Source organism: Qipengyuania sp. RANM35, assembly GCF_041021145.2.
GTDB lineage: Bacteria > Pseudomonadota > Alphaproteobacteria > Sphingomonadales > Sphingomonadaceae > Qipengyuania > Qipengyuania soli.
In genome coordinates this window covers 2,751,670-2,776,267 of the sequence record NZ_CM196433.1, presented here as the reverse complement: position 1 = coordinate 2,776,267, position 24,598 = coordinate 2,751,670, and the positions used below count along the sequence as shown (strand labels likewise).

The following is a 24,598-nucleotide window of genomic DNA, read 5'->3' as shown; positions in this document are numbered from 1 at the left end:
CTCCCCCCTGCTATGGTGGCATCATGGGAGAGCGTAAATGAAGGCGATGATCTGGGCAGCGGCGCATGTCGGGTTGGCGATGCTGGTAGCGGGTTGTGCTCCCGAAGCCGACACTGCCGATGCGACCGGCATGAGCGAGAACGCCAGCACCGATGCCTCCCCGACAGGATCGCCTGTACCAGAGGTTTTTGCCGCAACCGCCTGGCGCGCGACGTCTGACGACGGGGCGCGCTTCACCACCTACCTCGACAGCGACGGAAGTTATCGCGACGTCCGGAACGGCGATCCCTGGCAGTCCGGAACGTGGCGCTTCGACGCCAGCGGCGGCGGGCTGTTGTGCTTCAATCCCGAAGACGAGAATGGCGCCGAGACCTGCTGGAAGCCCGACCGGATGCATGGAGACACCATGGACGCGAGCGACGAAAAGGGCCGCCAGATCGAACTGGAGCGGGTTGATTATGTCGCGCCGGCGGATAGCGGGGACGACAAGGCAGCGTGACGCCAACTGCGAAACCCGCGCTCGAATTTTGTGACGTCCGCAAGCGCTTCAGCCATGTCGATGCCGTCGATGGCGTCACGCTCTCGATCCGTGCGGGCGAGTTCGTGGCGCTGGTTGGCGCCTCCGGTTCCGGCAAGTCGACATTGCTCAAGACGGTCAACCGCCTGATCGAACCCGATGCGGGGAACGTTCTGTTCGAAGGCGAAGATGTAGCCGAGCTGCCCCTCCCGGCACTGCGTCGCAGGGTCGGTTACGTGTTCCAGTCGATCGGCCTCTTCCCGCACATGACCGTGGCGGAAAACATCGCCATCGGCCCGAGACTCGCGGGCGAGAAAATCTCGCCAGAGCGCATCGGACACCTGCTCGAACTGGTAGAGCTGGAAGGAGCAATGGCAACGCGCGTGCCCGACGAGCTATCGGGCGGGCAACGCCAGCGTGTGGGCGTGGCACGGGCGCTCGCGGGCGAACCGCACCTGTTGTTGATGGACGAACCTTTCGGTGCGCTCGACCCGATCACCCGCGACGCTTTGGGCGAGGCGGTGCGCAAGCTGCACAGCGAACTCGGCCTTACCACGGTAATGGTCACCCATGACATGGCCGAGGCGCTACTGCTGGCAGACCGGGTCCTGGTGATGGACGGAGGGCGAATTGTCGCCGACGAGACGCCCAAGGCCCTGCTTGCAGGTGCAGGTGGAGCGATCGCCCAAGGCCTGGTCGCTGTTCCTCGCGCGCAGGCGGACCGTCTGGCGGAGCTGGCCCGGTGAACGAAATCTGGACTGACCTCCTGGACCTCGGCGACAAGCTGGCAGCGCATGTCCTGCTTTCGGCTGCGGCTCTGGCGCTTGGCATAATCGTGGCACTGCCGCTGGCGATCTGGGCGAGCCGGTCGCAGACCGTTGCACGTGCGACACTGGGTTTTGCCAGCCTTGTCCAGACCATTCCCGCGCTTGCGCTACTCGCCCTGTTCTTCCCCATCCTGCTGAGCCTGCGCGCGGTCTTCGGCGAAGGACTGCCCACGCTCGGCTTCCTCCCCGCCCTGCTCGCCCTCGCGCTCTATGCGGTCCTGCCGATATTGCGCAATGCGGTTACTGCGCAGGCCAATCTCGATCCCGGTGTTGTCGAAGCAGCACATGGCGTAGGCATGAGCGCGTGGCAGCGTCTACGGCTCGTCGAGGCTCCGCTGGCCGCCCCCTATGTCATGGCGGGAATCCGCACGGCCGCGGTCTGGACCATCGGCGCGGCAACGCTTGCCACGACCATCGGTCAGAAGAGTCTCGGCGATCCGATATTTGCCGGGCTGCAGACGCAGAACTGGGCGTTGGTGTTGGCCGGCTGCATTGCCAGCGCTGGCCTGGCTATGGTCGCGGACGCACTGCTGGGGACCATCGAGACGGGCCTGAAAACGCGGCGACGCGCACTCACCTGGGGCGGCATTGCCGCTGTCGCACTCGGCGTCGCTGCGGCACTGGCGGCGCAATTCGGCGGCGGCGAAGAGCGGCGCGTGGTGATCGGTGCAAAGGGCTTCTCAGAGCAATACATCCTCGCACGCCTCATCGGCCAGCGGCTCGAAGCGGAAGGCTATGCGGTGGACTATCGCGACGGTCTGGGGTCGGCGGTGGCGCACAAGGCCGTCACGACCGGAGCCATCGATATCCTCGTCGACTACACAGGGACCATCTGGACCAACCAGATGGAGAGGACGGACAATCCCGACCGGGATGCGATGATTTCGGAAATCACCGATTGGGAAACCCGTACAAGCGGCGCGGTGGTGCTCGGAAGACTGGGTTTCGAGAACGCCTACGGGCTTGCGGTCACTGAGGCCCGCGCGCAGTCATCTGCAATCGAGACCATCGAAGATCTGGCGCGAGTGGCGCCGCAACTGACCGTCGGCGGCGATCCCGAATTCTTCGAACGGCCCGAATGGCGCGCCGTCCGCGATGCCTACGGCCTGCGCTTTCGGGAGCAGCGCAATTTCTCGCCCACTTTCATGTACAATGCGCTCAAGTCTGGCGAGGCGGACGTGATCGGCGCCTATACCAGCGACGGGCGGATTGCGGCGGACAGGCTCGTCATCCTCGCCGACCCGAAGCGCGCCTTTCCGAACTACGATGCCATCATCCTGCTGAGCCCGGAGACCGGCGCGAACGCAGGACTGGTTGCAGCGCTTCGCCCGCTGGTCGGCTCCATTTCAGTGGAGGCCATGCGCGAGGCGAATTTCTCGGTCGATCGCGAAGAGAACAAGCTTACCTTCGACGAAGCAGCACGGCGCCTGGCAAAGCGCGCCGGGCTCTAGCTCGACCGGCGCCACACCTGCGTCTGGCAGAAGGGTCCGATACAGCCCTTCACCTCGAGCACATTCGCTCCCTTGCGCTTGATGATCGAGCGATAGGTCTTGCCGCTCTTGGGATCGTAGATCTGCCCGCGCCACTGGTCGCCATCTTCGGAGAAGCCGGTGAGGATGGCCATCCCAAGCAGCTTGCGGCTGCGCTTCGCGGCATCGCGATTGTTGACGTCGCGCTGGTCGAGGCCCTGCGGTGGCGGCACGAGGAACTTGGCGATTGTCCCGCAAACCTGCTTGCCGCAGGGCCCGATCGAAATGACCGCATCCTTTTCCGCAGTCACCCAGCGACCTGAGACGGGTTCGGCGGCCAGCAGCGGCTGGGCAACAAGCAGGGCGGCGAGCGCGAGCAGGCGTTTCATTCGGGCGGCTTCCTCCTTGGGCCTTCGTCGAAACCGGCCCCGCGCGGCCAGTCGCGGGCAGTCATCGCCATGACCTTGAACAATTCACCCATGGCCGCGGCTCCGACCAATCTGTCGTGAGCTTCCTGAATATCCTTCGAACGCTCGGGGCTGCGGTTTGCCAATGCCTGCGCGCGGATGCCGATGCCCATTGCGGTGAGCCACGCTCCCTGTTCCGCCGTGGCGGTGGCGACGCCGCTGCGGCGGGCCAATTCCACCAGCGAGGCGAAATCTACGAGGGCAGTCAGGTCCATGTCTCCGGGGGCATCGAAGACGCCAACCTTCTCGTGCGCACGGATGGCCTGCAGGCTCGATCCATTCTGCGGGGCGAGATAGCCGTAGTCGAAGAATATCACCGCGCCGCCCTGCCGCTCGATCCGCTCGCATAGTGCCTCCACGAGAGCAGCAGCACCCGGGCAGGTCTCGATCACCGTGCCCGGTTCGGCGGCGCGCCTGTCCTGAGGAACGGCATCGTCCATCGGGCTTGGTCCGGCGGCAAACACGAACCCTTCGGCGTCATCCAGCGCCACCATCCGCTCGCGCCAGCCTTTTTCGGTCATCACCAGCTGTCGCACGGGCAGGGCGTCGAGAAACTCATTGGCTGCCAGCAGGATCGGGCGGTCGTCGGGCAAGGTGTCGAGCGAGTCATGGAATATCGCCCCTCCGAGCGCGCCCGACTGGATCTGGCGCAAGGCGGGCGAGCCTTCGACGAGGTGCACCTCGGGACGCAGGCCCTGGCTCGCCATGGCTCTCAGCGCATCCTTCGCCAGCGTTCCCCTCCCCGGCCCGAGTTCGACATAGATTGCATCGGCAGGGCGCCCCGCCCGTACCCAGATGTCCGCGAGCCACAGCCCGACCATCTCGCCGAACATCTGGCTGATTTCGGGCGCGGTGGTGAAGTCGCCGGCGGCGCCCAGGGGGTCCCGCCCGGCGTAGTAGCGCGCATTGCTCTCGCCCATGTAGCGCGCCACGGGCATCGGCCCGTGGCTGCGGATCAGGCGGCGGAAGCTCTCGCCGAGGTCGGCGGGGGCATCCTCGCTCATGCGGACTGCGGCTTCGCTCCGTTGGCGCTACCGATTGCCGGTCGCATCATCGAATAGGCCATCACGATAATGCCGACAGCGACCATGGGCAGGCTGAGCCACTGGCCGCGCGAGAGGCCGGTCTGGACCACGACATAGGCAAGGTATGCGTCGGGCTCGCGGAAATACTCGACGAGGAAACGTCCAAGACCCATGCCGATGGTGAACACGCCGACGAGAAAACCCGGGCGATAGCGCGAGCGGGTCTTCCAGAAGAGAGCGAGCATCAGGATGCCCAGCATCAAGCCCTCGAAACCGGCCTGGTACAGCTGGCTCGGATGCCGCGGCAGCTGCTGCGGATCGGTCGGGAAGATCATCGCCAGCGGGAAATCGCCTTCGACCGGGCGGCCGTAAAGTTCGCCATTGATGAAGTTCGCGATGCGCCCGAGCATGTAGGCGAGCGGCACGTTGACCGAGATGTAATCGCAGATGCGCAGCCAGTTGAGGCCGCCGCGCCATGCGACCCAGGTGATCGCCACAAGCACGCCGATTACGCCGCCATGGAAGCTCATGCCGCCTTCCCACAGCTTGAACAGGTCGGTGCTGGCGAAGAGCTCGGGCTTGTAGAACGCAGCATAACCAAGCCGCCCGCCGAGAATGACTCCGAGCGTACAGTAGAAGAACAGGTCGTCGGCGTGGCGCTGCGCCATCGGGCTGCCAGGCGCCTTGATCATCTTCGACAGGTGCCAATAGGCGAACAGGATGCCGAACAGGTAGGCGAGCGAATAGTAGCGCAGCTGGAAACCGCCGATCTGGAAGAGATAGGGCCTGAGGCCGAGATCCTGCCAGTAGATCGGATCCGAAGCGCCGCTCGCGGCGAGTAGTGACAGCAAGTGCGTATCCTTTTAGAGACTGATTCACAGCCGCGCCCGGCGACCCATCGGAGGCGGCTTTTGGCATAGCAGGGCATTTGGGGAAAGCCTGCGTCGAGCCGCAGTACAAACGCGGGCTTCGAAACGAAGCCGCGCGCCGGATTTGGAGAGGAACCGAGAGGACCGATGCCGACACAACTCGACAAGGACATCCATCGTTTTACCGCCAACGTGACCGCACCCGGACAGATGTTCGAACTGGTCGACGTGGAACGCCGCGGCGTGATGATGCCGGGCTTCAAGAACGCCCCGCCAAGCCTGGCGCATTACTTCGCGCACTTCTGCAACGAGCATAAGGACACGGTCTTCCTCGTCGACGGCGACATGCGCATGACCTTCGGCGAGGTCTATGCCGCCGCGCGGCACGTCGCGCACGGACTGGCGACGATCCACGGCTTGAAGAAGGGCGACAGGGTCGGCATCGCCGCACGCAATTCGGTCAATTGGATCCTTGCCTACATGGGCACGCTGATGGCCGGCGGTTGCGCGACCCTGCTCAATGGCTGGTGGACAGGTGAAGAACTCGCATACGGTATCGACCTGTGCGAATGCTCGCTAGTGCTCGCCGACCCGCAGCGCGCCGCGCGCCTCGATGGCATCTCGCACAGTGCCAAGGTCGTCATCTTCGACCACGGGGATCCGGCAACGGGCCTCGCGCCGATCTGGGCAGAGGGCGATACCGCCACGCAGATGCTCGGCGAGCTCGGACCGCGCGATCTGGCCACCATTCTCTACACCTCGGGTTCGACCGGACACCCTAAGGGCGCCTATTCGGACCACCTCGGCGTCGTGTCGGGCGTGATGAACTACGTCTGCCAGACCGCGATGATCCTCGGCCTGATGACCGAGCGCGGCGAAGCGCCCACCGTGCAGCCGAGTGCACTGGTCACCGTTCCGCTGTTCCACGTAACCGGTGAGGTCCCGGTCTTCCTCCAGTCGCTCGCCATGGGTCGCAAGCTGGTGCTGATGCCCAAGTGGGATGCGGGCGAGGCGCTGCGCCTGCTCGACGAGGAAAAGGTCACTTACTTCGTCGGCGTTCCGCTGATGAGCTACGAACTTGCAACCCATCCCGACCGCGACAAGTACGATCTGTCGCAGTGCAAGAGCTTCGCCGCCGGTGGCGCACCGCGTCCTGTCGAGCATGTCGAGCGCATCCGCGAGGCCTTCCCCGAAGGCTTCCCGCTGCTCGGCTATGGCCTCACCGAAACCAATGGCGTGGGTTGTGGCAATTTGAACGAGAACTACCTCGCCAAGCCCGGTTCGACCGGGATGCCTTCGAAGCCGCTGGTCGACCTTGCCATCCTCGACGACGACGGCAAACCCTTGCCGCGCGGACAGGTGGGCGAGGTATCGATGCGTTCGCTGTGCAATTTCCTCGGCTACTGGAAGAACGAGGAAGCGACCGCCGCGGCCTACACCGACGACGGTTATTTCCGCACCGGTGACCTCGGCTATCTCGACGAGGACGAATATCTCTTCATCGTCGATCGCAAGAAAGACATCATCATCCGCGGCGGCGAGAACATCGCCTGCATCGAGGTCGAGGAAGCGATCTACGCCCATCCCGACGTCGCCGAATGCAGCGTCTTCGGCGTACCCGACGAACGGTTCGGCGAAGTGCCCGCGGCGGTCTACTACGTCCACCCGGGCACGACCTTGTCGATCGAGGACCTGCAGGCATTCCTGCGCGAACACATCGCACCGTTCAAGATCCCGGCGCTGATGTGGCAGAGCGAGGAACAGCTCCCGCGCCTCGGCACGCAGAAGGTCGACAAGCGCACGGTCAAGGCGACCTTCGCCAAGGAGCACCTCGCCGCTTGAACCGCGTCCGCATCCCCGCCCAACGCGCGATCATCGACCGGCGCGATATCGCCGACCGTCTCGCCGCGCTGGTCGGGGAGCACGGCGACAAGGCCCGCCCGAAGATCGTCGCCCTGCTCAAGCAGGCGCTCGAGGACGGCCGTGCTGAGCTTGCCCGCCGGCTCGAGGAAAAGCCCAGTGCCGGGCATGAATGCGCGGGCGGGCATGCCTTCCTGATCGACCAGCTGGTGCGGATCATCCACGATCACGCGATCACCCACCTCTACGCCACGGCCAACCGCTCGCAGGCGGAACGGCTCGCGATCATGGCGGTGGGTGGTTACGGGCGAGCCGAAATGGCGCCGCAGTCGGATGTCGACATCGCTTTCCTCGTCGGCGGCAAGCGCACGCCGTGGTGCGAGCAGGTGGTCGAGGCGATGCTCTACATGATGTGGGACCTCGGCCTGAAGGTCGGCCACTCGACCCGCACGGTGGACGAGGCGCTGCGGATGTCGAAGGAAGACCTCACGATCCGCACCGCCATGCTTGAAAGCCGCTATGTCTGGGGCGACCAGGAATTGTTCGATGAAGGCTCGCGCCGGTTCGATGCCGAAGTCGTGCGCGGGAACGAGCGCAATTTCGTCACCGACAAGCTGGCCGAGCGCAATGCCCGGCACAAGCGCATGGGCGACAGCCGCTATGTCGTCGAACCCAATGTGAAGGACGGCAAGGGCGGCCTTCGCGACCTTCACACGCTCTACTGGATCGGCAAGTTCATCCACAGGGTGCGCTCTGCATCGGAACTGGTCGATGTCGGTCTTTTCACCCCCGCAGAATATCGCAGTTTTCGCCGGGCAGAGAACTTCCTGCTCGCCGTTCGGTGCCATCTGCATGTGCTGACCGGGCGGGCCGAGGACCGCCTGACATTCGACATGCAACGTCGCATCGCCGAGCGAATGAAATTCGCCGACCGGCCGGGCAAGAGCTCGGTCGAGCGCTTCATGCAGCTCTATTTCCTCCACGCCCGGCGCGTGGGCTCGCTCACTGGCGTCTTCCTTGCGCATATCGACGAGCAATTCGCGGCCAAGAGCGCGCGGTCGGGGTTCTTCGCCGGCTGGAAACAGAAAGCCCGCACGTTGAAGGGCTATCGCATCTTCGGCGGCAAGATCGCCGCGCCGTCGGATGACTGGTTCCGCAAGGACCCGGTGCGCCTCATCGAAGTTTTCCAGCTGGCCGAGGCGGAGGAGCTCGAGGTCCATCCCGAAACCATGCGCCAGGCAACGCGCGACAGCGGTCTCATTGACAACGCGGTGCGCAAGGACGCACGCGCCAATGCCCTGTTCCTCGACCTGCTGACCGGCCGCAATGACCCCGAAATGGTCCTGCGCTGGATGAACGAGACCGGAGTTTTCGGGAAGTTCGTGCCCGATTTCGGCAAGGTCAACGCGCAGATGCAGTTCGACATGTACCACCACTACACGGTGGACGAGCACACCATCCGCGCGATCGGCCTGCTCAACAAGATCGAGAAGGGCGAGCTAACCGCCGACCATCCGCGCGCCAGCCGGCTGATCCACAAGGTCAATTCGCGCCGCGTCGCCTATGTCGCGGCGCTGCTCCACGACATCGCGAAGGGCCGTAACGGCGACCATTCGATCCTCGGGGCGGAAGTCGCCAAGGAGCTGTGCCCGCGTTTTGGCCTCACCGAGAGCGAGACGGACATCGTCTCGTGGCTGGTGCTCAACCACCTGTTGATGAGCCACACCGCGCAAAAACGCGACCTGACCGACCCCAAGACGATTGAGGATTTCGTCGCGCAGGTGCAGAGTGCCGAGCGCCTACGCCATCTCGCGATCCTGACCGCCGTCGATATCCGCGCAGTCGGTCCGGGCACGTGGAACAGCTGGAAGGGGCAATTGCTCGGCGAGCTATACGACGTCTCGCAGGAGCGCCTGCGCCTCGGCCACATGCGCCATGGCCGCGAACAGCGGGTGACCGCGAAGCAACAGCAGGTCGCCGAGCTTCTCGGTGACAAGGCCGGTCTGGTCGACAAGCTCGCCAGGACGCTGGGCGATGCCTACTGGATCGCCGAGCCGGTCGACATCATCGCCTTGAACCTCGTCCATTATGCCGAGGCGCGCGCGGCCAAGCACGACCTGTCGGTCCATTGCGAATTCTACGAGGCGCGCGGCGCCACATTGGTCACGGTTATTGCGGCCGACCATCCCGGCCTGTTCTATCGCATCGCGGGCGGCATCCACCTAGCCGGCGGAAACATCATCGACGCGCGCATCCACACGACGCGGCAGGGCTGGGCGCTGGACAACTTTCTCGTCCAAGATCCGCACGGCAATCCCTTTGCCGAGAAGGCGCAACTCGACCGGCTGGAAAAGAGCATTGCCGATGCGCTGGCCAACCGGGTCGACCTCGCCCCCCGGCTTGCGCAGCGGCCCCTGCCGCACAGCCGGTCAAAGGCCTTCGACGTGTCGCCGCAGGTACTGTTCGACAACAAGGCATCCAACCGTTTCACGGTCATCGAAGTCAACGCGCGCGATCGCCCGGCTCTGCTCAACCGGCTCGCCCGCGCACTGTTCGAGAGTCGCCTTGTGGTCCATTCGGCGCACATTACCAACTACGGCGAGCGGGCAGCAGACACGTTCTACGTCACCGACCTGACCGGCGGTAAGCTGGACGCGGGCGAACGAATGAACCGGATCGAGGCGCGGCTGATCGAAGTCGCGAGCGACGAGATGCAGGAAAAGCTCGAAAACGCCTAGCGTTGCAGGCTCAGTCCCGGGCTCCGAAAAGCGCGGTGCCTACGCGAACATGCGTCGCCCCAAGTTTGATGGCGGTTTCGTAATCCCCGCTCATTCCCATGCTGCGGCCTTCCAGCCCGTGGTCGCGGGCCAGTTTGTCGAGAAAGGCAAAGAAGGGCACGGGCTCGAAATCGAAGGGCGGGATGCACATGAGGCCAACTACCGGAATACCGGCATCACGCGCCTGATCGAGCAGGGCCGGCAAATCCTTCACCGGGCAGCCGCCCTTCTGCGGCTCCTCGCCGACATCGACCTGGATGAAGCAGGGGACCTGCTTCCCGTGCTTATCGAAGGCCTTGGCCAGCGCGGTCACAAGGCTCGGGCGGTCGAGCGAATGGATGCAGTCGAACAGCTGGACGGCATCTTCCGCCTTGTTCGACTGCAATTGACCGATGAGATGGAGTTGCGTGGCCGGAAATCGTTCCTTCAGTTCCGGCCACTTGGCCTGTGCTTCCTGAACGCGGTTCTCTCCAAAGTGGCGCTGGCCTTCCTCCAGCAGCGGCATGATCGCTTCGGCCGGGTGCGTCTTGCTTACCGCGATAAGCGTCACCTCGCCCGGATCGCGCCGCGCGATCTTGCAGGCGGCAGCGATATTGGCGCGAACTGTCGCAAGAGGAGTATCTGCAATTTCCATGGCGCCGCGCTATAGCGTGTCGATGCCTGCGCGCCAGTCCCTCCCCCTGCTTTGGTTGCTATCCGATGCGCGCAACGATGCGGTTCTCGAGGAGGCCCTGAGCAAGCTGCCTACGGGCTCGGGCTTCGTCTTTCGCCATTATCACCTTGCGCCAGACGTCCGGCGTGCGAGGTTCGACGAACTGGCCACGATCGCCCGACAGGGTCACCACGTCGTTGTCTTCGCAGGAAATGAAGACTGGGGTGCGGACGGCAGCTATGGCCCCGCGGGTCATCGCGGGACCGGCTTGCGGCTAATCACTGCGCACGATGGCGAAGAGCTCCAGGCTGCCGTCGAAGACAAGGCTGACGGCATCTTCCTTTCGCCGGTGTTCCCGACCGCCTCGCATCCGGGCGCGCACACGCTCGGGGTGCACGGCTTTCACGTCCTCGCACAGCAGTCGCCCGTACCGGTCATCGCCCTTGGCGGGATGACCCACGAAAGGGCGCGCGAACTCGACTGGCCGCGTTGGGGAGCGATCGACGGACTCGGTTGATCGAAGTTTCCTTGACCTCGGACTCGCCGAGGATTCATAATGGCCGTTCTCGACGGATCAGGGGAAATTTCATGGCTTCGCGCGCAGGCGCAGGACCCGATTGGCGGGCGGCATTCCGCCGCAGCTTTCGCCGTGCCACACACATGGCAGGCGCGGGGCTGCTGTTCGCCCTGCTGCTTTTCCTCGCGCTGGCGATGGCAAGCTACACGCAGACCGACCCCAGCCCTTCCACTGCGGCCGCCGGTACCGACATCCGCAACTGGATGGGTGCGAGTGGCGCTTGGGGGGCAGAGCGCGTCCTCAACTATTTCGGCCTGCCCGCCATATTGCTGCTGCCGCTGCTGTACATTTCCGCCCGCCGCCTGTGGACCGGCGTAGAGCACGAGGACGAGGAAGAAACGCCGGGCCGCTGGTGGGGGCCTTTCGCCATGCTCCTTGCGGCCATGGTCCTGCTCGGCACGATCCTCGCTCTCGTCTTCGACGCGGCGACCGGCAGCCTGCCTGCAGGTCTCGGCGGACTGTTCGGGCAATTGGGCGCGCTTGGCATCGAGGCGGTCGGCGACCGCTTCGGCGAAGCGGCCTCTGGCTGGGTCGTCCTTGCGCTTGCGCTGGTCGCTCTGGGAGGGGGAATCGCCCTCGTTACCCGCGTCTTCGCGATCGACTGGGTCCAGTTCCTGACGCTGCCCGACTTCGTCAAGCAGCGCCCGCATATCTCCGACATCGACCTGCCTCTGGTCCCGAAGAAGGCGAAGCGGGCCAAGCCTGCGCTGCTTTCGGATGACGAGGAGGATGACGAGGACGCCCCCGTCACGGCCCGCCGCGCCCCCGAAATTGCCGACCCGGCCCCCGCCCCCGCCAGCCCGCGTCCGGCCAAGGCCAAGCAGCGCGACATGTTCGCCAATTTCCAGCTGCCCAGCCTCGACCTGCTGGACGACATGCCGGAAAATTCCGCGCCCAAGCTCGACAAGATGGCGCTGGAGCGCAACGCCCGCCTGCTCGAAAACGTGCTCGACGACTTCAACGTAAAGGGCGAGATCACTGCTGTACGGGCCGGCCCGGTGGTCACCATGTACGAGCTGGAGCCTGCCCCCGGCATCAAGGCCAGTCGCGTGGTCGGCCTGGCCGAGGATATCGCCCGCAACATGAGTGCGATCTCGGCCCGCGTCTCGCCGATTCCGGGCAAGACCGTGATCGGCATTGAACTGCCCAATGCCGATCGCCAGATGGTCAGTTACAAGCAGCTCGCCGCCAGCGCCGCCTTCGTCGACAGCAAGGGCAGCCTGCCGATGATCCTGGGCAAGGACATCGCAGGGGAGCCGATCGTCGCCGACCTCGCCGCCATGCCCCACCTTCTCGTCGCGGGTACTACCGGGTCGGGCAAGTCGGTCGGCTTGAACACCATACTGCTATCGCTGCTCTATCGCTTTACGCCCGAAGAGTGCCGCCTGATCCTGATCGATCCCAAGGTGCTTGAGCTCAAGACCTACGACGACATTCCCCACCTGCTGAGCCCGGTGGTGACCGAACCCGCGAAGTCGGTGCGCGCCTTGAAGTGGGCGGTCGAGGAGATGGAGCGCCGCTATCGCATGATGAGCAGCGTCAACTCGCGCAACATCGCCGGCTTCAACGAGAAGATCAAAACCGCCATCGCCAAGGGCAAGCCGCTGGGCCGCCGCGTCCAGACCGGCTTCGACCCCGAGACGGGCGAGGAGATCTACGAGGAAGAGCAGCTCGATTACGAACCGCTGCCGCTGATCGTGCTCATCGTCGACGAGCTTGCCGACCTCATGGTCACCGTCGGCAAGGAAATCGAAGTGTTGATCCAGCGCCTGTCACAGAAGTCGCGTGCTGCGGGGATCCACCTGATCATGGCAACGCAGCGTCCCTCCGTCGACGTTATTACCGGCGTCATCAAGGCGAACCTGCCGACCCGCATCAGTTTCAAGGTGACGAGCCGTATCGACAGCCGCACCATCCTTGGCGAACAGGGCGCCGAACAGCTGTTGGGCAAGGGGGACATGCTCTACAAGCCCAACACCGGCGCCATGATCCGCGTCCACGGGCCGTTCGTATCCGATGAAGAGGTCGAGAAGGTCGCCGACCACTGGCGCGCGCAGGGCAAGCCCGATTATGTCGATGCGGTCACCGAGGAGCCGGAAGAAGGCTTCGGCTTCAGCTTCGAGGACGAGTTCACCGCCTCCGACAATCCGGAAGAACGCAAATACCGCCAGGCCTGCCAGATCGTGTTCGAAAACCAGAAGGCCTCTGGCTCATGGCTCCAGCGCCAGATGGGGGTAGGCTACAACACGGCGGCCAAGTGGATCGAGCGGATGGAGGGCGACGGCCTTGTCGGGCCCGCGAACCACGTCGGGCGACGCGAGATATTCCGCGACCGCGACGGCAATCCGATCTAGCATCCGGCCAGACCTAGAAAATGAGGGGGTGGGCATGACCGACGTTGCAGCGGCGGCTGGAAACGACAGTCCGAAACGCGGGCCGATCAGCAAGTACACGATCCTCCGCGCCTTCGCGGAAATGCGCAGCTGGTGGCAAGAGGAAGTGGTGGGCCAGACCAACCACGCCGAAACCATCGCCCGCGTCAGGGACGAATCCCTGCTGACGACACGCTATGTCTTCATGATCGCGATGTCGGCAGGCATCGCCATCCTCGGCCTGCTGCTTTCCTCACCGGCGGTGGTCATCGGCGCCATGCTCTTGTCGCCGCTGATGAATCCGATCATCGGCACGGGCTTCGCCCTCGCGACCGGCGATGCCCAGTGGTTGCGTCGCTGCGCCAGGGCTCTGGCTGTCGGTTGTGGACTTGCCGTCCTGTTCTGCGCGCTCATCGTCGTATCTTCGCCCCTGCAGACGGTAACCAGCGAGATTGCCGCGCGGACACGGCCCAATTTGTTCGACCTGCTGGTTGCGCTCTTTTCCGCTCTTGCCGGCGGCTACGCCGTCATTCGCGGGCGCGAAGGCACCATCGTTGGGGTGGCAATCGCAACCGCCTTGATGCCGCCGCTGGCCGTGGTCGGCTTCGGCCTCGCGACGCTGAACTGGACGGTGTTCTTCGGGGCACTCGGATTGTTCGTCACCAATTTCGTCACCATCGCCCTGACGGCGGCCGTCATGGCGCGATTCTATGGCTATCGTTCGGGCCTTTCGGAACGTCAGAGCCGCGTACAGTCGCTGGCCATCGTGGCCGTGTTCATCGCACTCGCAATCCCGCTCGGTTTTTCCCTGCGGACAATCGCCTGGGAGGCCAACGGCCAGCGCGTGGTCAACCAGGAGGTAAAGGCAGCGTTCGGCGCGAAAGCGCGGGTGGACCAGCCCGTCGTGAGCTGGGACACCGACCCGGTCAACGTGACCGCCAGCGTCTTCACTCCCGAATTCCGCACCAATGCGAATACCGAGATCGCCAAGCGTCTGGAAGAACGGCTCGGCACCCCGGTTGCGGTGAATATCGACCAGTACCGTGTCGGCACCGACCCGGGCGCTGCGGAGCAAGCCGCCCTGGCGCAGGCCCGGGCCAAAGAGCAGGCAGAGGCCAACGAGCGGCAGATTAGCGGCCTTGGCGATCGCATGGCACTCGTCGCTGGAATCGGTCGGGACGAAGTGATGATCGACCGCGAGAACCGGCGGGTCATGGCTACGGCAAGGCAATTGCCCGGCCTGACGCTTGGAGGATATCGCGAACTGGAGCGGCGGGTATCGTCCGACGTGCCGGGATGGACGGTGTTGCTGCGGCCACCGTCGCTCACGCTTCCCAGCATCACATTTGAGGACGGCACTCCTGACGAGGATGGCGCAAAGGCCCTGGCCCTGATCGCTTGGGCAGCCCGGCGGACGGGAAACACCGTGGTACTCTCGGGCCCTGATCGGGACGCGAACCCGATTGGCGAGCAACTTGCAAAGTCTGGTGTGAGCGTCAGAGTGGAAACGGGGCGCGGGCCAGAGGTCAGAGCAAGCTGGGCAATCCAGTAGCCGGCCCTCATTCAGACAGGGCGCAGGCAACAAAAGAGGGGCAAGCGCACCGCCTGCCCCTCCATTTGCATTACATCTTGTAGTTCAGCTGGACGTATCCGAAGCGACCCGGGATGTCGTAGGTCGTCGGGTCGTAATTCGGTCCCGTGCAGCTGAAGCAAGCCGGCGGATCCTTGTCGAACAGGTTCAGGATGCCGACCGTGAAGCGGAAGGAATCGTTCATGAAGCTGGGCGTGAAGGCCAGCTGCATGTCGGTGTAGAACCGCGAGTTCATTTCCTTGCCGTCTGCTTCGGTCACCTTGGATATGTACCGGCCGGTGAACGCCGCATCGAAGCCGCCAAGCGACCAGGAGAGGACGCTCGTCGCCTTGAACTTCGGATACGACTGGTCGGGGAAGCCGCGGGTCGTTCCGCGATAGTCCACCGTCGCCGATCCGCCTGCGGTCGGGAGCGTTTCCTTGTACTTGGTCAGCAGATTGGCATTGACCGAGAGGCCGAAGCTTCCGGCACCACCTTCGCTGGTTCGGGCATTGAACGTGGCATCGTACCCGCTGGTCTCGATCTTGCCGATGTTCTGCAGCAGGCCCTGGATGCTGGCGATGCGACCGCTGGCGGTACGCGTCACATTGTCGCATGCCAGCGCGTCGCCGAGCGATGCGCAACGTGCCAGCGTAACCTGCGGATTGATCGCGGCGATCGCCCCGTCGACGGTGATGTCGTAATAGTTCACCTCGAGGCTCAGGTCCTGCAACGCTCCGCCGCGCGCCCAGTCGGGGCTGTATACTGCACCGACCAGCCAGGTCTCGGAGGTTTCGGGATTCAACGCCGAGTTGCCGCCGGTCAGAGTGGGGAGCTGGCCACCATTGGGCTCGTTGTAGCTACCGTCCGAGGGTACCCCGTTGGCGATACAGTTCTGGCGCACAGTGGTGTCGGTCTGCCACGGCGAGCCGGCCACGTTGGTGCAGGGATCGTCGATCGGCGCGTCGGCACGCGACTGCGCACCGAAGAGTTCGCCGAGCGCCGGGGCCCTGAAGCCTTCGGCATAGGATCCGCGCAACAAGACGTCGGGCACCGGCTTCCACAGCAGCGTTCCGGTGAAGCTGGTGTTGCTGAACCCGGTCGAATAATCCGCGTACCGGACCGCACCGTCGAGTTCGAGCAGTTCGAAGAACGGCGTCTCCTTGAGCAGCGGCACACGCAACTCGCCGTAGAACTCGTTGGTGTTGTAGCTGCCCGACGCAGCCTGCGCCGGGATGTCGGCACCAAGCCCGGCCTGGATGATGGGATCGGGGGTGAACGAACCGCTCTGGTGGCGATGCTCGTAGCCGACCGCAATTCCGACCATGCCGCCCGGCAGTTCGAAGAGGTCACCCGAGAGGTTCGCCGTGTAGTCCTGCAGACGCTGGTCGCTCTTCGACCTCTCGTCGAACGAGATGAAGTTGAGCATGTCCTGCGTGATCGACCCGGCACCGCCGAAGATGTTCAGCGGCACGCAGTCGCCGGTGCAGTTGGCGACCGGGCCGAGCGCCTGCGCCACCTTGGCGGCGTTGACGTTGCCCGTGAACAGCTGGTGCGCATCGTTCCAGCCCAGGACAGCATTCACGTCCCAATAGAAGTTTGCGCCCAGGCGGCCGTCGAGCGTCGCCGCCACGGTCCAGGTGTCGACCTTCTGGGTGTAGGTGCGCTGGCCATTTTCAACCAGTCGACGGCCAATGAAGCTGTAGGTCGCCGGATTGCCGTCGGCACCCGAATTGAGCGTGATGCCGAAGGGGTTGTACGGGTTGGTCACGTCGATCGACACGGTGTCGAGGAGGTTGCCGTTACCCGCATCGGGCCCGAGGAACAGCGGCAGGAATGCTGCCTGGTTCTTCGAGTTGCGGCGGTTGTAGACCATCCTCGTGCGCAGGTTGATCGTGTCGGTCAGCTCCGCCTTGGCGCTCAGCCACGCGCCGTAACGCTCCGAAGGCGTCAGCAGCAGGTTGAAAGGCGCGAAGTTGAAGCGATCGGCGCTGGTGAAGGCCTTGAAGTCGCCGCCGACAAGCGTCGGGTCGTAGACGCCGCGCGTGGTCAGCGGGAAACTGCGCACGGTGACGCTGCCACCTGCGGGAAGCGACGGGTTGCCCGGGTTGAACGCAATGCGCCCGCCTAGCGTGCCCGACGAACAGCCACCGATGGGATCGGTGCAGCTGGTCTGGCCCGGGTTAGGGAACTGGGTCAGTTCGCGATTGGCAGTGCGGACCTGCTTCTGGTCGACATAATCGATGCCGGCTGCGACCGAAACACGCTCGCCGCTGGCGCCGTAGCTCAGTGACAGGTCAAGCGTCTCGCCATCGTTGTACTTGAGGTACTGGCCGTACTTGGCCGAGGCCTGCAGGCCATCCTGTTGCTGCTTGGTGATGATGTTGACGACCCCGGCGATGGCGTCAGAGCCGTAAAGCGGGGACTGGCCCGACTGCAGCACTTCGATCCGCTGGATCATGCTCTGCGGAATCGAGTTCAAGTCGATCGTTGAGGGAATGCCGCTCGCTGCAGTGGCGGGCACGTAGCGCATGCCGTCGACGAGGACCAGGGTACGCTTGGCCAGCAGGTAGCGCAGGTCGATTTCAGCCGTACCTGCACCGACGCCGCCACCATCCTGCGGGTTGCCGATGTTACCCGAGTTGTTGACCTTGGTGTTCAGGCCGCCGGCAGCGCTGGGGAGGCGCTGGAGGATATCCGCAACCGATGAAAGACCGGTCTGCTCCAGCGCTGCATCGTCGAGGGAAATGACGGGTGAGGGGTTGTCGAGCGGGTCGCGGCGAATGCGCGAACCAGTGACGATGATCGGTGCTCCCGGAGTGGCTTCCGCCGCTTCCGCGCCTCCGGACGTTACTTCCTGGGCCCAAGCGGGCGTGGTTGCGCTGACTGCGAGGGCAAAGCCGCTCGAAGCAAGAAGGAAAGAACGACGCATAAGAACTGTGTCCTTGTCATGTTGCAAGGATCAAATGATCGCTCCAAATCGGAATTCGGCAAAAGGTTATTTTACAGGGATAGCGTAATGTTGCGCCCCTGTTACAATTGCACCACATGGCGGGTGAGAAGAGAATTGCAAGTATTAAGCTAGGTTATTGGCGATCAAGATCGCACGCTGCATGTATAAGCCGAATTTTGGTCAGTATAACGCAAGACGGGGAGACTCTCGTCCCCCCGTCCGCATCGCTTAGCAATGTATCGCGTGATCAGTATTTCACGCGGATACGAGCGTACCAGTACCCGCCGTTGAGGCCGAAAGGCCCGCCCGGACGCGGATAGATAGATCCGTTCGAGATGCTGCCCGTCAGATCGTAGATCGGATTGTTCACCGTGGCTGCGATCTTGTCGGGATAGGTATCGAACAGATTGTTCGCACCCACCGTCAGCGTGTACTTGTCCGCGAAGGTGTAGCTCACATCGAGATCGGTGATGAACTTGGCACCGAAGTGCTGGCCATCGATGATCGCTCCGGTCGAGAGGTTGCCTTCACGAATGGGGTAGTCGTTGGAATCGCGCCATTCGCCGTAATAGCTCTCACGGAAATTGATCGCGAAATCGCCGATTTCCCAGTTGGCCGAGAAGGTCGCCCGGTGGTTCGGCGCAAGGTACTTGATGTCGATCAGCTGCGTCGGTCCGATCACACCCGGGTCGAAGTTCGTCACCTTGCTCTTGTTGTAGTTGTACGCGAGCGTGAGGTTGAGCGAACCGTCGCCAAGGCCGGTACGATAGGTACCCACGACGTCGATACCGCGGGTGAGCGTATCGAAGCCGTTGGTGAAGTACTGGACCGATCCGCCTTCACCCACACCAGCAAGCGAAGGCAGGGCGACGATGTCGGCTGCGCTCACCGTGAAGGTCTGCGAGATACCGATACGGTCGCGCACCTTGATCGAATAACCATCCGCCGTGAGCGTGAAGTTGTTCGACGGCTTGATGACGATACCGGCACCGAAGTTGGTCGATTCTTCCGGTCCGAGGGTAGTTGCCCCGTAGAACTGGGCAATGTCGCTCGTCACCGGATAGGTACCCACCTGCACCTGGTTGCCCTGGATAAAGGTGGTGGTCAGGACCTGGACGTTGTTCTGGCCGGGCGAGGGAGCGTGGAAGCCCGTGCCCGCCGTCGCGCGCAGCGAAACGGCATCGGTCACTTCGAGCAGGGCGTTGATCTTGCCGACCGTAGCGCTGCCGAAGTTCTCGTAGTCCTCGTAACGACCGGCAATACCCATCGACAGGCGATCGGTAAGGTCGGCTTCTGCACCCACGTAAACGCCCCAGCTCTTTTCGCTGCTGGTGCCGGCAAAGGTCGGGCTGGTGCCGCCGTAGCCGCTGGCTGCAGGAGGCATTGTTACGGTGGAGTCATAGGCATAGACGCCCGGCGAGGTCTGAACATAGAGGTCCTGCACAGCGTATGGGCCGGCACCGTAGGACTGCGGATCACCCTCTGTCGCCTCGTATTCCTCGCGCCGGAATTCAGCACCCCACGACAACGTGACCGGGCTCGCAAGACCCATGTCGAGCGGATAGGTCATGTCGAGGTTGAGGTTGAGTTCGCGCTGGATCAGCTTGCCGAACTGGAACTCGGTCTGCGTCGCCGGACCGTATGAAGGTGCCAGCGAGTTGTACATCGACAGGTTCAGCGACTGGCGGGCCAGCGACCCCGAAAGGTCGTAGGTGAAACCCGAATCCAGCGAGCCCTTGATGCCCGCAACGCCGATCGCCTGATCGGTTTCGCCAACGAAGCGCGGGGTGAAACCGGCCGGATAGAGCTCGGTGAAGTTAAACACATTGGCGTCGCGCACGAACCCGCCGCTCGGGCAGGTTGCGTTGCCCGCCGGACATGCCGTCAGGTAGATCGGATGACGGAATGCCGAGTTTGCGGAAAGCGTACCCGTGGACGATGATGTCCCGTTGAAGCGGGTGGCCGTGGTGGTCACCGCCTCGCGGTAGTTGAAGCTCTGGTCGGCCTTCGAATTGGCGAAGTTGCCGAACAGGTAGAAGGTGGCTTGCGGCGAAACTTCGAATTCGCTGTTCACCACGACCTTCCAGCCGTGCGAAGGCGACGAGCCCCAGATCTGTACCGGGCCCGGATAGTTGGGTAGCTGGTCGGCCAGGTTGGGGAACTGGTTGGCAAAGTTCACTGCCGACGGGCGCTGGACACCGCGGCTGGTGCCTTCACTGTCGTAATATTCGCCGGCAACCGAGATGAAACCGTTGTCACCCAGGCCGATGCCGCCGTAGCCGGAAATCTGCCAGGTTTCGCCATCGCCTTCATAGTGCTGGCCATAGAGTGCCTGCGCCTCGAAACCGGTATCGTCGCGCAGACCGTAGTTGAGCACGCCGCCGATGGCGTCCGAACCGTATTGCGCGGTCGCGCCGTCACGCAGGACCTGAAGGTTGCCCACGGCAATCGCCGGGATCGAGGAGATGTCCGCGCCCTGCGATCCGAACGACAGCGCCGTGTCGCCGCCGGTGTAGACCTGCACCAGCGCCGAGCGGTTGAAACGCTTGCCGTTGAGCATTACGAGAATGTTGTCGGCCGGAAGGCCGCGCAGCGACGGCGCGCGCACGAAGGTCGATGCGTCCGAAATCGTGTTTTGCGGCACGAAGAACGACGGCACGACGTTCTTCACGACGTCGAGCATGTTCGCGGCCGGCTGCGACTGGATCTCGCTCGCCGAAATGACATCGACCGGCGATGCCGAATTCACCGCGCTGCGGTCAGTACGGCGTGTACCAATGACGACGATGGCCGGAGCGTCGGAATCCTCTTCGGCTGCAGCGGTATCATCGCTACCGGCATCCTGCGCCATCGCGACGTCGGCGCTGGCAAGCGCCCAAACCGCCGTGGCAGCAACGAGCAGCGCCCGCGCCGAAGGCTGTTTCCCTCTAAAATTCATAAGGTTTTCTCCCCAGGAACGTTTAGTCCATGCGGAAATATCGGCCTGACGCCGCCCCTCCCGCATTCGACCCGAGGGACAGGGTTAACCGGCACCTTTCAGAAAACAACCCTTTGCCTGAATTTTTCGTAACATAATTGCAATGCGGGTGATTTCGGCATCACTGCAGCGATGCCACCTCAAAGGTCTCGCGCTACGGGATAGCCAGTCCAGCGCTTGATACTGCGAATCTGGAAACTGGACCGCATCGAGGAAACGCCCGGTAGCCGCGACAGGCATTCGCGGTGAATTCGATCGAACTGCTCCAGATCGCGCGCAGCGACCCGCAGCAGGTAATCGCCGGCGCCCGACATCAGGTGGCAATCGAGGATATCGTCGAAGTCCTGCACCGCCGCCTCGAACGCGGCCATCGCCTCACTGCTTTGGCTGATCAGGGTGATCTCGACCGACACCACCAGGCTGAGGCCGAGGCGGGCCGGATCGAGCCTTGCCCCATAGCCCGAAATGATCCCTGCCTGCTCGAGCGCCTTGACCCGCCTGTGACAGGCCGATGGCGACAGCGCGGCGAGGTCGGCAAGCTCGGCGAGCGAACGCGTCGAATCTTCCTGCAGTGCGGTAAGCAATTTCCTGTCAGCGCGGTCCATGCAATATTTTCCCATATAAATGGAGATAGACAGTAATATTTTCCGATCATCCGTCAATCGGGAGATTATTGAGGCAAAACATTCCCCGGCTTTGGCGCTATGTCGGACCGATAAGGAGAGATATCATGCGCATCGGCTGCCCCAAGGAAATCAAGAACCACGAATACCGCGTCGGCCTCACGCCCGAGAGCGCGCGCGAACTCGTGAACAACGGTCACGAGGTCTGGATCGAGACCCAGGCCGGTTCGGGCATCGGTGCGACCGACGCCCAGTATGTCGCTGCGGGTGCCAAGGTGGTTGACGGACCCGATCCGATCTTCGCGGAATGCGAAATGGTGGTGAAGGTCAAGGAACCGCAGGCGGTCGAGCGCGCCAAGCTGCGTGCCGACCAGATCCTCTACACCTACCTCCACCTCGCGCCCGACCCGGAGCAGACCAGGGAACTCGTCGCCAGCGGCGTCACCGGCATCGCCTACGAGACCGTGACCGGCCCGGGCGGCCAGCTGCCCTTGCTGAAGCCGATGAGCCAGGTTGCCGGCCGCATGAGCGTGCAGGCAGGCGCCACCGCGCTCGAGAAGGCCCATGGCGGACGCGGTGTGCTGCTCGGCGGCGTTCCGGGCGTGATGCCGGGCAAGGTCACCGTGATCGGCGGAGGCGTGGTCGGATTCAACGCGGCGCAGATGGCCGCCGGCCTCGGTGCCGACGTGACGATCCTCGACCGCAGCCCCGAAGTGCTGGAGCGCGTTGGCACCCATTTCGAGAGCCGCGCCAAGACGCGCTTTTCCAACGCCGCCAATCTCTACGAGGCCGTGTGCGAAGCCGATCTCGTCATCGGCGCAGTCCTGATCCCGGGCGCTGCCGCGCCCAAGCTGGTCAGCCGCGAGATGCTCAAGGACATGCAGAAGGGCGCGGTCCTCGTCGACGTCGCGATCGACCAGGGTGGCTGCTTCGAAACCAGCCGTGCGACCACGCATGCCGAGCCGACATACGTGGTCGACGACATCGTCCACTACTGCGTTGCCAACATGCCGGGCGCAGTTGCGCGCACCAGCACATACGCGCTCAACAACGTGACTCTGCCGCATGCCCTGCGCATCGCCAATCTCGGCTGGAAGGAAGCCCTGCGCAGCGACCCGCACCTGGCAGAAGGGCTCAACGTCCACGCTGGCCAGGTGACCTACGAAGCCGTGGCCAAGGAACTGGGCTACGACTACCGCCCGGTGGCCGAGGTTATCGGCTAAGGTAAATAATCTACTCCCGCACCCGTAACGCCGCTTTAAGCCCTCGTGCTTAAAACGGCGGGATGGGACGGGGTCTCTCCTCGACGATTTCGCGCGCCGTCCGGTGCGTGATGCTCGCGTTCATCGCGGGCTTTTTCGTCGTGGCCGGGCCTGCAGCGGCGGAAGGTGGTTTCGCCCCCGCGTCGGTCTGTCACATTTCCGGTAGCCGCGACCTTCAGTTTGCCGATGCCCTGCAGAAGCCGGAAAGCTGGACATGCAATTCTGACAAATACGAGTTCAAGCAGCAGCGCCATATCGTCCGGCTCGATCTTGCAGAGCGTACAGTCGCCGACGGCAATCCTCATTTTGCCGAGTTCGAACGTTACGAGTTCGAGCGGCTGACAGTGACCCTCGTCAACGAGGAAGGCCGTGCGGTGAGCCGCAGCTACGGTTTCACCGACACATGGCTCGGCGCGTCCAGCCTGCAATCCATGGTCGAACTGCCGGAAATCAGGGGGCGAGCGACTGCCTTGGTGTTCACCCTCGACGGTGGGAAATGGCCTGAGGCTCTGGCCGCCGCAGAACTTGTCGACCAGCCGTCGGTCCCGCCGATCGCTGGTTTGATACACCTCTATGCAGCGTTGATTTGCGGCCTGTTGCTGACCCCTATCCTCTTCGACCTGGGGTACTTCAGGGCGCTGCGCGAACCCTTTCCGCTGTGGCACGCACTGTTCTGTGCAATGGCCTTCGTCCAGACCGCTTCCGTTTCGGGCCTGATCCCGCTGATGAGTTCGATCGATTTCAAGACCGAGCTCTACATCACCTACATGAGCGTCGATGTGATGATCGCCGCAACTATGCTTTTCGCCAGCAATTTCATCGAGCCTGCGGCCTTGGGGCGCAGGGGTCGCCTGGCCCTGCTCGCCATCGCTCCGCTAGCCCTGGCCAACGGGATTTCGACGACCTTCTTCCCGGAGCTTTTCGGCAAGTGGATCGACCACGCCTATTTCGGTGCCTACATCTTGATGCTGGGAACCTATTTCGTTGTCCTTGGGCAGGCGTGGAAGCGCGGTAGCCTGATGGCACCATACCTGATCCTAGGTTTTGCTCCCTTCACTTCGATCATCGTGGCGCAATTCGCCAGCATACTGTGGTTCCCGGCCAGCTATACCTTCGACGAGACATGGCCGCAGAATTTTGCCCTGCTGTTCGAAGTCGTCGCGACGGCGCTGGCGGTTGCCGACCGCTTCATCGCGATCAAGCGCGAACGCGACCAGGCGGTAGACGAGGCCCGCACGCTCGAAGCGCTGAGCGAGCATGACCAGCTCACTGGCCTGCTCAATCGCCGGGCCCTTGAGGCACGCTATGAAACGCTTGTCGAAGAGGGCTTCTCCGCGATGGCGGTACTCGACATCGACCACTTCAAATCGATCAATGACCAGCACGGGCACCCGATCGGCGATGCCGTATTGCGGTGCACCGGCGAAGCGTTGCAAGGCGGGGCCGCACGCGATCTGGTGGCATTCCGGATCGGCGGCGAGGAATTCCTCCTGCTGCTCCGCGGCTTCGACGCGCGCGAGCGGGCAGAAGCATTGCGCCGCGCAGTGACCGTGCGGACCCTGGCACATATCGGCGGGCTCGATCGACCGGTCACCGCCAGCATGGGCTTCCTCGACTTTTCGCAGGTCAGGAACGAGGCGGGCGTCGACTTCGATGCGCTCTACACGCGCGTCGACCAGCTGCTCTATGATGCCAAGTGCGCGGGCCGCAACCGCATGGCTGCCGACAAGCTCGAGCTGTTCGAACCCGAGTTCGAGGAAGATGGTGGCAGCACCGCCGCCGTAGCCTGATTTCCCTCTCG

The 24,598-nt window shown here is 63.6% G+C and carries 17 protein-coding genes; 10 read left to right on the top strand and 7 right to left on the bottom strand.

Features of this window, described 5'->3' with window-relative positions; all coding sequences use genetic code 11:
- Positions 1-37 precede the first annotated feature (37 nt).
- The 3 genes from RAM60_RS13890 to RAM60_RS13880 are packed head-to-tail and all read left to right on the top strand — an operon-like array spanning position 38 to position 2,795.
- Positions 38-499, top strand: coding sequence for a hypothetical protein (locus RAM60_RS13890; protein ID WP_369026270.1), 462 nt, complete (start codon positions 38-40; stop codon positions 497-499).
- Positions 496-1,263, top strand: a complete 768-nt coding sequence (locus RAM60_RS13885; protein ID WP_369026271.1) for an ATP-binding cassette domain-containing protein — start codon at positions 496-498, stop codon at positions 1,261-1,263. Before RAM60_RS13890 ends, RAM60_RS13885 begins: the two co-directional genes overlap by 4 nt.
- Entirely contained in the window at positions 1,260-2,795 is a 1,536-nt protein-coding gene (locus tag RAM60_RS13880; protein ID WP_369026272.1) for an ABC transporter permease/substrate-binding protein, read from the top strand. The genes RAM60_RS13885 and RAM60_RS13880 overlap by 4 nt, the downstream gene beginning before the upstream one ends.
- Here the strand turns inward: RAM60_RS13880 and RAM60_RS13875 are convergent.
- The 3 genes from RAM60_RS13875 to lgt are packed head-to-tail and all read right to left on the bottom strand — an operon-like array spanning position 2,792 to position 5,156.
- Entirely contained in the window at positions 2,792-3,202 is a 411-nt protein-coding gene (locus RAM60_RS13875) for a DUF2147 domain-containing protein (protein ID WP_369026273.1), read from the bottom strand. The genes RAM60_RS13880 and RAM60_RS13875 overlap by 4 nt on opposite strands.
- Positions 3,199-4,284, bottom strand: coding sequence for a class I SAM-dependent methyltransferase (locus tag RAM60_RS13870; RefSeq protein WP_369026274.1), 1,086 nt, complete (start codon positions 4,282-4,284; stop codon positions 3,199-3,201). Before RAM60_RS13870 ends, RAM60_RS13875 begins: the two co-directional genes overlap by 4 nt.
- Positions 4,281-5,156, bottom strand: a complete 876-nt coding sequence (gene lgt, locus RAM60_RS13865) for a prolipoprotein diacylglyceryl transferase (RefSeq protein WP_200981902.1) — start codon at positions 5,154-5,156, stop codon at positions 4,281-4,283. Before lgt ends, RAM60_RS13870 begins: the two co-directional genes overlap by 4 nt.
- Before the next feature lie 165 nt (positions 5,157-5,321).
- Here lgt and RAM60_RS13860 point away from each other — a divergent pair, with 165 nt between their 5' ends.
- Together RAM60_RS13860 and RAM60_RS13855 are read left to right on the top strand one after the other, a co-directional pair.
- On the top strand, positions 5,322-7,016 hold the full coding sequence (locus tag RAM60_RS13860; RefSeq protein WP_369026275.1) for a class I adenylate-forming enzyme family protein: 1,695 nt from the start codon (positions 5,322-5,324) through the stop codon (positions 7,014-7,016).
- Positions 7,013-9,772 carry a [protein-PII] uridylyltransferase gene (locus RAM60_RS13855; RefSeq protein WP_369026276.1) on the top strand — a complete coding sequence of 920 codons (2,760 nt, stop codon included), beginning with the start codon at positions 7,013-7,015 and terminating at the stop codon, positions 9,770-9,772. Before RAM60_RS13860 ends, RAM60_RS13855 begins: the two co-directional genes overlap by 4 nt.
- Positions 9,773-9,782: 10 nt before the next feature.
- On the opposite strand, the gene RAM60_RS13850 is transcribed toward RAM60_RS13855, so the two are convergent.
- Positions 9,783-10,445 (bottom strand): YggS family pyridoxal phosphate-dependent enzyme, encoded by a 663-nt coding sequence (locus RAM60_RS13850; RefSeq protein ID WP_369026277.1) that lies wholly within the window; start codon positions 10,443-10,445, stop codon positions 9,783-9,785.
- Between RAM60_RS13850 and RAM60_RS13845 the strand changes: the two genes are divergently transcribed.
- From RAM60_RS13845 to RAM60_RS13835, 3 genes are all read left to right on the top strand, one after another.
- The gene (locus RAM60_RS13845) at positions 10,444-10,980 is read left to right on the top strand and encodes a thiamine phosphate synthase (RefSeq protein ID WP_369026278.1); all 537 of its coding nucleotides are present in this window, start codon (positions 10,444-10,446) and stop codon (positions 10,978-10,980) included. The two genes, RAM60_RS13850 and RAM60_RS13845, sit on opposite strands and share 2 nt — an antisense overlap.
- A gap of 71 nt (positions 10,981-11,051) precedes the next feature.
- On the top strand, positions 11,052-13,394 hold the full coding sequence (locus RAM60_RS13840) for a DNA translocase FtsK (protein WP_369026279.1): 2,343 nt from the start codon (positions 11,052-11,054) through the stop codon (positions 13,392-13,394).
- A gap of 34 nt (positions 13,395-13,428) precedes the next feature.
- Positions 13,429-14,964, top strand: a complete 1,536-nt coding sequence (locus RAM60_RS13835; protein WP_369026280.1) for a DUF389 domain-containing protein — start codon at positions 13,429-13,431, stop codon at positions 14,962-14,964.
- Between the two features lie 70 nt (positions 14,965-15,034).
- Here the strand turns inward: RAM60_RS13835 and RAM60_RS13830 are convergent, their stop codons facing one another.
- The 3 genes from RAM60_RS13830 to RAM60_RS13820 form a co-directional block, all read right to left on the bottom strand.
- Positions 15,035-17,914, bottom strand: coding sequence for a TonB-dependent receptor domain-containing protein (locus tag RAM60_RS13830; RefSeq protein WP_369026281.1), 2,880 nt, complete (start codon positions 17,912-17,914; stop codon positions 15,035-15,037).
- 268 nt (positions 17,915-18,182) lie between these two features.
- Positions 18,183-20,873, bottom strand: a complete 2,691-nt coding sequence (locus tag RAM60_RS13825; protein WP_200981894.1) for a TonB-dependent receptor plug domain-containing protein — start codon at positions 20,871-20,873, stop codon at positions 18,183-18,185.
- Positions 20,874-21,052: 179 nt separating this feature from the next.
- The gene (locus tag RAM60_RS13820) at positions 21,053-21,517 is read right to left on the bottom strand and encodes an Lrp/AsnC family transcriptional regulator (RefSeq protein ID WP_200981893.1); all 465 of its coding nucleotides are present in this window, start codon (positions 21,515-21,517) and stop codon (positions 21,053-21,055) included.
- Positions 21,518-21,642: 125 nt separating this feature from the next.
- On the opposite strand from RAM60_RS13820, the gene ald reads away from it, so the two are divergent.
- Complete coding sequence (gene ald, locus RAM60_RS13815) at positions 21,643-22,758, top strand: alanine dehydrogenase (protein ID WP_200981892.1); 1,116 nt, start codon at positions 21,643-21,645, stop codon at positions 22,756-22,758.
- Positions 22,759-22,868: 110 nt separating this feature from the next.
- Positions 22,869-24,587 carry a sensor domain-containing diguanylate cyclase gene (locus RAM60_RS13810; RefSeq protein ID WP_369026282.1) on the top strand — a complete coding sequence of 573 codons (1,719 nt, stop codon included), beginning with the start codon at positions 22,869-22,871 and terminating at the stop codon, positions 24,585-24,587.
- Positions 24,588-24,598: the final 11 nt, after the last annotated feature.